The sequence below is a fragment of the Candidatus Neomarinimicrobiota bacterium genome, assembly GCA_018651745.1.
GTDB lineage: Bacteria > Fidelibacterota > Marinisomatia > Marinisomatales > TCS55 > JAAZYX01.
In genome coordinates, this window is record JABIDL010000010.1 from 85,465 (window position 1) to 97,110 (window position 11,646).

The window sequence follows — 11,646 nt, forward strand, 5'->3', positions numbered from 1 at the left end:
CCTCGAATATACCTTTCTCATAAAAAGTAACCTGTGTACTTTTACTGAATTATGGTCAAATTGATGATAAGAAAATAACGTTTTTATTTAATCAAGGCATACAAAATGAGAATTAGCAAAAAACTACTCTGGGGCGGATTTGGCTGGGCGCTTGGCGGCCCACTTGGCGGCATTATTGGTTATACACTTGCATCTATGTCGGATAACAAGTCCTATAGATCTTATTCTTACCAATCGGGAAGCCGAATGCCAAACACAAAACCCGGTGACTTTATTTTATCTTTACTTGTTTTGCTCGCTGCAGTGTTAAAGGCCGACAAAAAACTGTTAAAATCAGAACTGGATTACGTAAAAAAATTCCTCACAAATCAATTTTCATCTCAGCAAGTTCAAGAATTTATGACGTTATTCAAGGAAATTTTGGAACAGGATTATCCTCTCAGGGATGTCTGCCGGCAAATCCAAAGATCCATGGACCATCCGAGCCGATTAGAATTAATCCATGTATTATTCGGTCTTTCAAAAGCGGATGGACAAATTCATCCTTTAGAAATTGAGGTTATTAATAAAATATCCAATTATCTAAATATAAATGAAAAGGATTACGCATCGATCAAAGCAATGTTTATCGGAGATGTAAATGGCTCTTACACCGTTCTTGAAATCCATCCAAAAGTAACAGACAAAGATGTGAAAATAGCCTATCGAAAAATGGCAACAAAATATCATCCCGATAAAGTTGCTCATCTGGGAGAAGAATTAAAACTTCTTGCCGATAAAAAATTCAAATCAGTAAATAAAGCCTACCAAACGATTAAAAAAGAACGTGGAATTAACTGATGCCTGAAAAGTCGGGGCAATTCCCCTTTACCCGCGGCCTCTATCCGAATATGTATAAAGACCGCCTCTGGACCATGCGTCAATATGCCGGATTTACGTCTGCGGAAGAATCTAATCGACGGTATCGTTTTTTATTAGAGCAAGGTGTTACAGGTTTATCGGTTGCTTTTGATCTGCCCACACAAATAGGGTTTGACTCAGACCATAGCATGGCCACAGGCGAAGTCGGCCGGGTTGGCGTTCCCATTTCCACGATTGAAGATATGGAAATCCTGCTAAAAAATATACCATTAGACCAAGTTTCAACATCCATGACCATTAATGCAACCGCTCCAATTCTATTAGCCTTTTATATTGTAGCCGCAGAAAACAAAGGCATCAACAAAGCAAAACTTCGCGGCACTATCCAAAATGACATCCTGAAAGAATATATCGCTCGTGGAACCTATATTTATCCACCGGATGTTTCTATGAGGCTGGTGACAGATATTTTTGATTATTGTTCTAATCACCTGCCAAATTGGAATTCTATTTCTATTTCCGGGTACCATATTCGGGAAGCCGGGTCCACCGCGGCGCAGGAATTGGCCTTTACCTTTGCTAATGGAATCGCATATGTCCAGGCTGCTATTAATTGCGGATTGGATGTAAACACCTTTGGAAAACGCCTATCTTTCTTTTTTAATGCTCATAACGATTTCTTAACTGAGATAGCAAAATTTCGCGCGGCACGGAAACTCTGGGCCACCATCATGAAGGAACGTTTCCATACAACAAATGAAAAAGCTATGATGTGCCGGTTTCACACCCAAACCGGTGGCTCTACCCTCTCGGCACAACAAATTGATAACAATGTTGTGCGTACTACCATTCAAGCGCTTTCTGCTGTATTGGGCGGAACACAATCACTGCATACTAACTCGCGAGATGAGGCGTTGTCTTTACCAACTGATGAATCGGCAAAATTGGCGCTCAGAACACAACAAATAATCGCTCATGAATCCGGAGTTACACAATTTGCAGATCCACTTGGCGGAAGTGAAATAATTGAAAAACTTACTGTAACTCTTGAAAAAGAAGCACTATCGATCATAACAGAAATTGATGAAATGGGCGGAGCGCTTTCTGCGATTGAATCCGGATGGGTGCAAAATGAAATTGCCCGAAGCGCATATGAATATCAGAAAAATGTAGATTCAAAAAAACAAGTGATTGTTGGAGTGAATAAATTTATGGACGACACGGAACCTGATTTCGAATTGCTTGAAATCAGCAGTAAGGCTGAAGAAAAACAAATTACTCGGCTTATTGCATTCAGAAGTTCTAGAGATTCTTCAGAATGCTCCAATGCTTTGGCTAAACTCCGATCACACGCAAAAGGTACTGATAATCTCATCCCCTCAATTATTGAATGCGTACGAAAAAAATGCACATTGGGAGAAATCTCTGATACATTAAGAGAAATATTCGGCGAACATCAAATATAACTGTGGCTTTTTCCCAACTCGTTCAAGCCAATCTTTCTACCCAAGTTATCGGAAGGAAAATTGAATATTATCAAATTCTAAAATCCACCAATTCCGAAGCATGGAATTTAATATATGCCGGCGCTCAACATGGAATCGTGGTGATTACCGATCATCAGACCAGGGGAAAAGGAAGAGGAAAAAACTCGTGGGTTTCAAGCCCGAATAACAGTTTGACATTTTCCGTAGTCCTAAAGCCAAATGAAATACCATATTCTTCGCTATTTTCACTTTCTGCGGGGATTGCAATTGCAAAAACGTTACAGTTTTTTGGAATACAGTCGAATCTCAAATGGCCCAATGATATTTTGATCCATCAAAAAAAAGTAAGTGGAATTTTATGCGAAACAAAATTCCGAGCGTCAAACCCATCCGCTTTGGTAATCGGCATTGGATTAAATGTGAATGAAAAAGTTGAAGATTTGCAAACAGAATTATCCGAATCTTCAACATCCATGTCCATAGAATCCGGTATGATCTTTCAGCGCGAACGGGTAATGGCAGAAAGTCTTAATTTTCTTGAGGAATATCTTTTTAAGTCTGATGAAGAAATTATTAAAGAATGGGCCCAATTTTGTGGACATATTGGGAAAAACATTTCCTTTAGAGATGGTAAAGAAAAAATGCGCGGAAAATTTATCGGCCTGACTAATTCCGGGGCGGCAGTTGTCAATATAAATGGTACAGAAACAGAATTCTCTTCTCCAATTATTACGATCGAGAATTAAGAATAATTTGTGATTAGTACCGGTGGTAGGGCGACACCTTTATTTCAACTTCGAACTCCGGAAATTTACTTTTAACAGAATCTCGGATTTCATTTTCGCATGTTATAAAGTTAGTATGAGTAATGTTAGAAGTGAGATTCATTCCAAAAAGAATAACTTGGTGTTCGGGTGTATCTACAACTCGAATATCATGAACATTGGTGATCTGATCATTAGATTCACAATAGTGATTCAAATGATCCCTTAATTCATTAACAATTGGATGTTGAGGATGAATTGGATCCATATGAACTGTAGGTTCTACGTTTAGGTTTTTCTTAACGACATCCTCAACTTTTTCCGAAATATCATGTGCTTGAGCCGGAGGTTCATCGGCATCAATTTCAATGTGCATACTAATAAATTTTTCACGGCCGTAACTGTGAACCGTAATATCATGAATACCTAATACTCCATCCACTTGGACAACCATTTCCCTAATGGTTTCCAATTCGTCCTCTGTAGGAGGTTTGCCAAGCAAGTCGTCCACAGCATCTCTTGCAATATGAAATCCGGTCCAAAGAATAAATGCTGCAACACCCAGTCCGGCCCAGCCATCAAAAGACAGATAACCCATTTTACTTGCGATTAAAGCAAATACCACAATCAAAGAAGATAGTGCATCAGAACGATGGTGCCACGCATCTGCATGAAGCGTTCCGGAAGCAATTTTTTTCGATAAAAATTCTCCATAGCGTGCAGTGATCTCCTTAATGATTACCGTAAAACTTATCATGTAAATCATCCACCATTCCGGATTGATAGGTGTCGGAACCATGATTCTTTCAAATGATGCTTGAACAAATTCAATCCCTGCAACACCCAAGAAAACCGCAATAATGAGCGTAGCTATATACTCTGCCCTTCCATAGCCATAAGGATGGGTTGGGTCCGGCGGTTTCTTGGATTCATGAAATCCCCAAATGACTACAAGCGAACCGATGACATCTGCCAGAGTATGGAATGCGTCGGCAATGACACTGATCGCGCCAGCCATTACACCGATCATTAATTTGAGCACAAAAAGAATGGTATTGATTAAGACTGAAATCCAGCCTTGAAAAACACCGATATTTATCCTGTAAACACCTGCGGGTTCTTTTCCCTTGGGCACCCAATATTGTGTGAAGCGTTCAAACATGTTTTTAAATCATCCCCTTTATTTTATGCAGTTTATTATCCCCACCTTGTACCAAAGCATAATCAAACCCATTTTTTAGACACGCAAACCCATTCCTGCCGTCTTTCCGAATAGCAATATAAGCAACTTGAAAATCGGGATTGCCATGATGTTTTTTTATCACGCGCTTCAATGCTTCTTCACATGCTTCCGTTGGTTCGTAACCTTGCCGCATGAGTTCCACCACCAAGAAACTTCCAGTCGTCTTGATTACTTCTTCACCTAATCCTGTTGCGGCGGCGCAGCCAATTTCATTATCAACAAAAAGGCCGGCACCAATAATAGGACTGTCCCCCACTCTGCCATGCATTTTATAGGCCCAGCCACTGGTGGTGCATGCGCCGGCCAAGTCACCATTTTTATCTTGGGCTAAGACTGAAATTGTATCGTGTGTTTCATGGGGTGTCATTTCGCGACGTTTCTTTTTCCACTTTTCCCATGCTGCTTTAGATTCATCCGTAAGCAGATTCATTTCTTCAAATCCTTGTGAAACAGCAAATTGTCTTGCCCCTTCTCCCACAAGCATTACGTGTTTTGTATCTTCCATCACTTTTCGTGCCACTGATACAGGATGTTTAATATTCTGAACAAAAGCGACTGACCCTGCATTGCCGGTAGAATCCATGACACAAGCATCTAAGGTTACATTCCCTTTTTCGTCGGGAAGACCGCCAAAACCGACGGATGTACTTTTGGGATCCGCTTCGGGAATACGTGCACCCGCTTCTGCTGCATCCATGGCATTGCCACCATTTTGAAAAGAAATTAATCCTGCTTCATTGGCCGGGAGACCGTGGTCCCACGTGGATAAAAGAATTGGATCATTTTTATTGGTTTTGAGTTCAGTGTTACCAAATACTGCCTTTGGCGCAAACAACCCAATTGCACCTGTTTTTAAGAAATTTCTGCGTTTCATACCCATATTGCTAAAATAGCTCCCATGATTAATAGACCCACAAATTGGTAGCCTGTATTGATGAAATAGAATTGCCAGGATTTATCTTCGTATGCAACGGTGTTGAGTGAATAAGTGGCAATATAACCCAGCCAAAGCCAGAATCCGGTTGTGAGTCCGATAGCAAGATTAGACATTCCCGAATCTGTAAAAACTACTTTCATAAAATCAACAATGTGGGCTGTGACAAAAGCCATTACTAATCCACCGATAAATGAAATAATAAATGGTTTGGCGCCGGGACCTTTTTCCTTCATCTCTTTCAGCTTTTCATCAGAGAAGCCCATGGCCTTGATCCACGGATTAGCAAACAACACCGGTGAATACCATAATCCGCCAATGATGAAAAAGATTATGGCCGAAACAAGTACAGCTAAATAGTTAATGGTTGGTTCATACATAATGATCTCCTTGATTAATAGGACGCAATTTATCATATGGAGACGTGGCAACACCATGTATTTACAACACATCGCTCATCGATTATGAACAAAACAATTTGGGCAAAATGCTATTTATTTTTTGTTGAGAAATTGCTACATTAGTCTATCCTATGAAGGGATAACCAAACCAGAAGGAGAATAAAATGCTATTTCATGCAACCATTACGCATAGTTACCAAACCTGCCATTCACATGATGAAAATAAAAAAGCGAGAGTGATGGAGGCCATTCAAAACGCAGATGAAATTGGATTAAATGTCCATGGGGTTTATGTGGACCCACCCGGCCATGCGTTTTACATGGTTATAGAAGCAGATACTATGGACCAAATTGTACAATTTTTTGACCCAATGCTAGAATTGGGTGATGCGGACATTCATCCTGTCATGAGTATGCAGGCTGCTTTGGATGCAATATCAAAAGGTGAATAAAATGACTCTTAACACACTTTTCAAAATAAATACAGTGGTTGCTGGACTGTTTGGCATTGGATTCGTCATTGCACCCATTGCAGTCATGACACCTTATGGTATATCACAGGAGGCCATGGAAGCATCTGTAAATATGGCCAGATGGTTTGGCTCTGCCAATATTATGATAGCGCTAATCGTATGGTTTCTGAGCAATTCACCCGACTCCGATGCAAAAACTGCTGTAGCAAAAGCATTAAGTATCGGCTTTGGCATTAGTGCTGCGGTCAGTATCCTCAATCAATTGTCAGATGAGATTGGCGCTCTTGGTTGGTCAACTGTTGCCATTTTTGCGATTTTTCAATTGGCGTATGGCAAATTCGGTTATTTAAATAACCAAAATTAATGAGATTTAAAACCCATGCGAAGGATAATAAATCCTTCGCATGGGTTTTAAACTACTACCGGATCTAATATGACAGCTTTTGGTAATTTTTTTAGATTTTTTCCTGCAATATACAAGTCCATGGCTTTTTGAGCATTTAGCCAGAATTCTGCTGTAGTATTAAATGTCGCTGCCAATTTTAAAGCCATTAAAGCACTTAATCCTGTGCGCTCATTCACAAGTCGGTTAACCACTTTAACATCACACCCAACATGGTCAGCCAGTTGTTTTTGACTCATATTTAATGGAGCCAAAAATTCATCTTTTAGAATTTCACCAACAGATGTTGGTTTTCTTTGAATTCGAATCATAACATGTCTCCTATTTTTTATTAATGATAATCAATAATTGCCACATCAAAAGGCCCCATTGAATTCCATTTAAAAACAATTCGCCATTGATTATTTATTCTGATACTGTACCAACCTTTCAATTTCCCTTTTAATAGTTCTAAACGATTGGATGGGGGCGATTTCAAATCAGAAAGAATATTTGCATAATTCATCATATCTAATTTCCGCTTTGCAATTTTAGTAAGATTTCTCCATCCAACTTTTTTCTTGACGATTCCAAAAACAAAAAATGTTTCCGTATTCTTGTCTGAAAAGGACTGAATCATTATCTAAAGTTACCTTGCATAGGTATACCCGTACAAGGTATATATTCTATCAATAAGGTATAAAAATTTATAATCAAGAATCGTAAGCGGCAATTCCCGTTTCAGCTTGCCCAATTATTAAGGTATGCATTTCGTGGGTGCCTTCGTAAGTATAAACCGATTCAATATTTGCCATGTGGCGCATAATGGGGTAATCTTCTGTAATTCCGTTTGCCCCCAATATTCCGCGAGATATACTGGCAACATCTCGGGCTAATTCACAATTGTTCCGCTTTGCCATGGAGACTTGCTGAAAAGTCATGGTGCCTTCATCTTTCAATCGTCCCAGTCGATAAACCAACAACTGCGCTTCGGTGATTCGCGTCACCATTTCCGCCAACTTGGCTTGGGTCAATTGATATCCGCCGATAGGCTTGGAGAATTGTTTCCGCTCTTTAGAATATTCCAACGCGGTATTGTAACAATCCACAGCACAGCCAACCATTCCCCAAGAAATGCCGTAGCGTGCTTGGGTCAAACAACCCAATGGCCCTTTCAATCCTTCAATGTTTGGAAGCCTTGCAGAATCAGGAACTCGGACATTCACCATTGAAAGTTCAGATGTGACAGACGCACGTAAACTTAATTTTCCATGGATATCGCTGGACGTAAATCCATCCATTCCTTTTTCTAATAAAAATCCACGAACAATGCCTTCTTCATCTCGAGCCCAGACCACAGCCACATCAGCCACAGATCCATTGGTAATCCACATTTTGTTGCCGTTGATGATCCAGTCGTCCCCGTCCCGTTTACATCGGGTGGACATGCCACCTGGGTTTGAGCCGAAGTTGGGTTCTGTCAGTCCAAAACAACCGATTTTTGTACCGGCACCCAAACCTGGGAGCCACTTGGCTTTTTGTTCATCCGAACCATAGGCGTGGATGGGATACATAACTAATGCACCTTGCACGCTGGCAAAAGAACGAAGTCCTGAATCTCCTCTTTCTAATTCGTGAAGGATGAGTCCGTATGCCACATTGCTCACACCGGCGCCACCACTTTCTTCCGGCAGAGATGAACCCATAAAGCCCAGTTCGCCGAGCTTGGAGACCAGTTCCATGGGAAAGGTTGAATTCTCATAATGTTCATTTATAACGGGCATGAATTCCGTTTGGACGAAATCGTAAGCTGTTTGCTGAATCAGCAATTCTTCTTCTAACAGCAGATCTGTAATGTTATAAAAATCGGGTCCTAATTTTTTCATAAATTTTCCTTTCTAATTAACCACAAGTTGTGACATAAAATCCCGGACAGTAAAATTCTCACAATTAAAAATCAATTCTTTGAGAGCTGTTAATTCATTTTCATTGAATTTATCTCCGGAAAGAGAATTAAATTTATTTTCCAAATCATCCATAGTCATGGGTTCTCGAGGATCCCCTTTGGGATATTCAAGGTATTCGGAATATTCATTTCCGTCGTTTGTAGTAATCACAACCCTTGATGGCTGCTTTTCCGGAAACATTTTTTCGAATTCCTGTGAAGGTTCGCCCTTGATTTTATCTATTACTTCAAAGATTTTTGGATCGTTTAATTTCTCATCAGAAAAAGAATCGGTAGTGATTTTTTTATCAACAATTGCTGCTGCCATACAATAAGGCAGCGAATGATCTGCTGTTTCTCTTGATTCAGGACGGTATTTTGTAGGATCAAACAAAATATCATATGCTTGAGCAAAAGCAGTTACTTTGACTTCTTTAATGTCTGTGTAAATCAAATCATTGTTGATCATGGCATTCAAGGCACAGGAAATGTGCGTATGAGTTAGGGCTTCCGTGGGGAATGCTTTCATACCGCATTCCAAGATTTTATAATCTTTCCCCAGATTTCCCACTAATGCTTCAACATCCCATCCCCAAGATGAAATGCCATCACGTCCTTCCATATCCGTCGGGTTTAATAATTCATCTTTCGCATTCCACCCGATGAATGCATCCATGAATCCTTCTTTTCCTTCAAATACTTTCTCCGTTCCGGAATACCCTTTTTGTGCCATAAGTGCTGCAAATACACCGCTTTGTACCGCCATGGGATCCACTGTATTTTTCATCATGGTCAATTTCCCGGCTGTAGGACAGCCGATGGTATGATTATGACATCCGCTGATACCGATGGCATTTACCATTTGATCAACCGTCAGCTCAAGAATTTTCCCTGCAACTATGGGCGATACAAATTGGGTCAAAGTCGCATGATGCCATTTCCGTTCACGAACACCGGGTTTTGCAAATAAACATAGTCTTTGCTCGAATTCGTATGCCAGAACGATAGCAACTATCACATCCTTCATAGATGAATCCACTTTTTCTGCAGTACTCAATGCGGCCGGGATTATATCACTGGGATGGCTGGGGTCGTCTTTCCAATAAATATCGTTGAAATCCAGGGCACGAATCATGAGCGAATTGATCAAGGCAGTATTCACCGCTGGTAATTCATCGCCAAAACCGATTACTTTGGATTCTGATGAACCGCCCATTTCCCGATATATGTCCAGAATCACATTTACATCGTGTGTTTTCATGCTACCAAAGGCACAACCCAATGAATCGTAAAGATACCGTTTTACCTCAAAAATGACATTTTCCGGTAAATCCTCGTATTTCAGGTTAACGGCAAATTCAGAAATTTGTCTTGCAATTGATTTATCCATTTTTATCCTTATTTACAATGAATTTTACTAATCAAGCGAAAAGGTGTTTTCTTTTCTTTTAATTCGTGTTTTTCGTTTATTTCGTTGTTAATCAAAGTTTTTCGATGATTGCGTTAGCCATTTGTGATGTTGATGCAGCGCCATTTTCAACCACATCAGCCTTCCCCCGCATTTTTGCCATATCATATGTTCTGATTTTTCCTTCGGCTACAACATCGGCAACTGCTTTCCGGATTTTTGATGCAATGTCCTGTTCATCAATGAAGTCCAGCATCATGCAGGCGGATTCAACCATGGCAATTGGATTAACTATCGAAACAGGATAATCCGCATATTTCGGTGCACTTCCATGGGTTGGCTCAAACACACCCACACCTGTTTCAGGATTGTATTGGGCACTGCAGGCAAAACCAAGCCCACCAATAAGTCCCGCAAAACCATCAGAAACAATATCGCCAAACATATTCCCGGCAACAATCACACCGTAATTTTCCGGATTTTTAGTCAGCCACATCATTTGAGCATCAATGTTTGTATTCCAAAGTGCGATATCGGAAAAATCTGCTTTTTGAATTTCCTGTGCCATTTTATACATCATTCCAGACGTTTCTCTGATAACATTAGGTTTTTCACAAACAGTGACAGATTTATAGCTGTATTTTTTAGCATGTTCAAACGCAGCCCGCAAAATTCTTTCTGTGGCATTTTTAGTGAATATCCTCGTTGATACAGAAATTTCCTCTTTGGGTGAGTCACCGAAATTCTGTTGAAATTTAGGATGAGTCATGAGTGCATCATATACCTGCGGTGGTGGGTCACTCCACTCTACTCCGCCATATAACCCTTCCGTATTCTGGCGAAATATTGCTACATCCACTTCTGGCTCATCAATTACATCTCCAACACCTCTGCGTATGAAATTCAACGGATTTCCAGTATACGTCCGACACGGGCGCAAACAGATGTCCAGTCCAAAATGTTGACGCAAACCCACAATCGGACTGGAATACACCAATCCTTTTTCCTGTAAATCAGATGAGAGTTCATCAAACGCTTCATCCTTGGGTTTGGATGTAATAGCACCAAATAGAGCGATTTTATGTTCTTCAAGCAAATCAAGGGTTCTTTGTGGCAAGGGATTTCCTTCTGTTTTCCAAAATTCCCAGCCGATATCTCCTTCAACATAGTCAGCTTCAAATCCAGCCGAATCCAAGACGCGTAATGTTTCTTCTAATACAACTTTACCGATACCGTCTCCGGGCATTTTTACGATTGTTCTATTTGCCATTTTTTCTCCTTATTAACAACGAATTAAACGAATATAACGAAACAATTAAGAGCATCTATCATTGATTGATTTCATGATATTATTTGAAATTTTATTTATTTAGTACTGACAGCCGTTTAAATTGAATAGGTATTTTACCAAAATTTATTACATACCAACTTCGTAATCTGATGCTTTCAAGTAATTGACTAATTGAGCATAATGATTGGGATGAAGTGTTTCCACTGCTTTTAATTCTAAAATAATTTTATTCTCTACAACTATATCTGCAAAATACTCACCAACATTTTCACTCCGAAAAAACACATTGATTAACTTTTGTTGTTCCATTTTAAGTCCAATGGATTTTAAAGCAATAATCAACGAATTTTCATACACTTTTTCAAGAAAACCAATCCCTAATTCCTTTTGAACTTCAATGGCAGTTTTAATGATTAAATCTGATAAATTTTTATGTAATATTTTCATTGTTTATATT

General features: G+C 39.7%; 13 protein-coding genes and 1 pseudogene. 5 read left to right on the forward strand and 9 right to left on the reverse strand.

From position 1 onward, the window contains the following. Positions 1 to 105 precede the first annotated feature (105 nt). The 3 genes from HOD97_01480 to HOD97_01490 are packed head-to-tail and all read left to right on the forward strand — an operon-like array spanning position 106 to position 3,094. Positions 106 to 840 (forward strand): DnaJ domain-containing protein, encoded by a 735-nt coding sequence (locus tag HOD97_01480; protein ID MBT4280281.1) that lies wholly within the window; start codon positions 106 to 108, stop codon positions 838 to 840. Continuing rightward, positions 840 to 2,327: a methylmalonyl-CoA mutase gene (locus HOD97_01485; protein ID MBT4280282.1), complete on the forward strand. Its 1,488-nt coding sequence runs from the start codon at positions 840 to 842 to the stop codon at positions 2,325 to 2,327. The genes HOD97_01480 and HOD97_01485 overlap by 1 nt, the downstream gene beginning before the upstream one ends. A 2-nt stretch (positions 2,328 to 2,329) precedes the next feature. Next, the gene (locus HOD97_01490) at positions 2,330 to 3,094 is read left to right on the forward strand and encodes a biotin--[acetyl-CoA-carboxylase] ligase (GenBank protein MBT4280283.1); all 765 of its coding nucleotides are present in this window, start codon (positions 2,330 to 2,332) and stop codon (positions 3,092 to 3,094) included. A 13-nt stretch (positions 3,095 to 3,107) separates the two neighbouring features. Here the strand turns inward: HOD97_01490 and HOD97_01495 are convergent, their stop codons facing one another. The 3 genes from HOD97_01495 to HOD97_01505 are packed head-to-tail and all read right to left on the reverse strand — an operon-like array spanning position 3,108 to position 5,669. Next, positions 3,108 to 4,274: a cation transporter gene (locus HOD97_01495; GenBank protein ID MBT4280284.1), complete on the reverse strand. Its 1,167-nt coding sequence runs from the start codon at positions 4,272 to 4,274 to the stop codon at positions 3,108 to 3,110. Between the two features lie 4 nt (positions 4,275 to 4,278). Further along, on the reverse strand, positions 4,279 to 5,229 hold the full coding sequence (locus HOD97_01500; protein ID MBT4280285.1) for a N(4)-(beta-N-acetylglucosaminyl)-L-asparaginase: 951 nt from the start codon (positions 5,227 to 5,229) through the stop codon (positions 4,279 to 4,281). Further along, entirely contained in the window at positions 5,226 to 5,669 is a 444-nt protein-coding gene (locus tag HOD97_01505; GenBank protein ID MBT4280286.1) for a DUF1761 domain-containing protein, read from the reverse strand. The genes HOD97_01500 and HOD97_01505 overlap by 4 nt, the downstream gene beginning before the upstream one ends. Before the next feature lie 185 nt (positions 5,670 to 5,854). On the opposite strand from HOD97_01505, the gene HOD97_01510 reads away from it, so the two are divergent. Both HOD97_01510 and HOD97_01515 read left to right on the forward strand, forming a co-directional pair. Then, the gene (locus HOD97_01510; protein ID MBT4280287.1) at positions 5,855 to 6,142 is read left to right on the forward strand and encodes a DUF3303 family protein; all 288 of its coding nucleotides are present in this window, start codon (positions 5,855 to 5,857) and stop codon (positions 6,140 to 6,142) included. Position 6,143: 1 nt separating this feature from the next. Next, complete coding sequence (locus tag HOD97_01515; protein ID MBT4280288.1) at positions 6,144 to 6,527, forward strand: hypothetical protein; 384 nt, start codon at positions 6,144 to 6,146, stop codon at positions 6,525 to 6,527. Positions 6,528 to 6,574: 47 nt separating this feature from the next. On the opposite strand, the gene HOD97_01520 is transcribed toward HOD97_01515, so the two are convergent. The 6 genes and pseudogenes from HOD97_01520 to HOD97_01545 form a co-directional block, all read right to left on the reverse strand. Continuing rightward, on the reverse strand, positions 6,575 to 6,877 hold the full coding sequence (locus HOD97_01520) for a HigA family addiction module antidote protein (GenBank protein MBT4280289.1): 303 nt from the start codon (positions 6,875 to 6,877) through the stop codon (positions 6,575 to 6,577). A gap of 20 nt (positions 6,878 to 6,897) precedes the next feature. Beyond that, positions 6,898 to 7,185, reverse strand: coding sequence for a plasmid maintenance system killer protein (locus tag HOD97_01525; protein MBT4280290.1), 288 nt, complete (start codon positions 7,183 to 7,185; stop codon positions 6,898 to 6,900). A gap of 73 nt (positions 7,186 to 7,258) precedes the next feature. Beyond that, positions 7,259 to 8,431 (reverse strand): acyl-CoA dehydrogenase, encoded by a 1,173-nt coding sequence (locus HOD97_01530; GenBank protein MBT4280291.1) that lies wholly within the window; start codon positions 8,429 to 8,431, stop codon positions 7,259 to 7,261. A gap of 12 nt (positions 8,432 to 8,443) precedes the next feature. Then, complete coding sequence (locus HOD97_01535) at positions 8,444 to 9,880, reverse strand: MmgE/PrpD family protein (GenBank protein ID MBT4280292.1); 1,437 nt, start codon at positions 9,878 to 9,880, stop codon at positions 8,444 to 8,446. Between the two features lie 91 nt (positions 9,881 to 9,971). Further along, entirely contained in the window at positions 9,972 to 11,168 is a 1,197-nt protein-coding gene (locus HOD97_01540; protein MBT4280293.1) for an isocitrate/isopropylmalate dehydrogenase family protein, read from the reverse strand. Positions 11,169 to 11,259: 91 nt separating this feature from the next. Further along, positions 11,260 to 11,636 (reverse strand): annotated as a pseudogene (locus HOD97_01545) (GxxExxY protein). Positions 11,637 to 11,646: the final 10 nt, after the last annotated feature.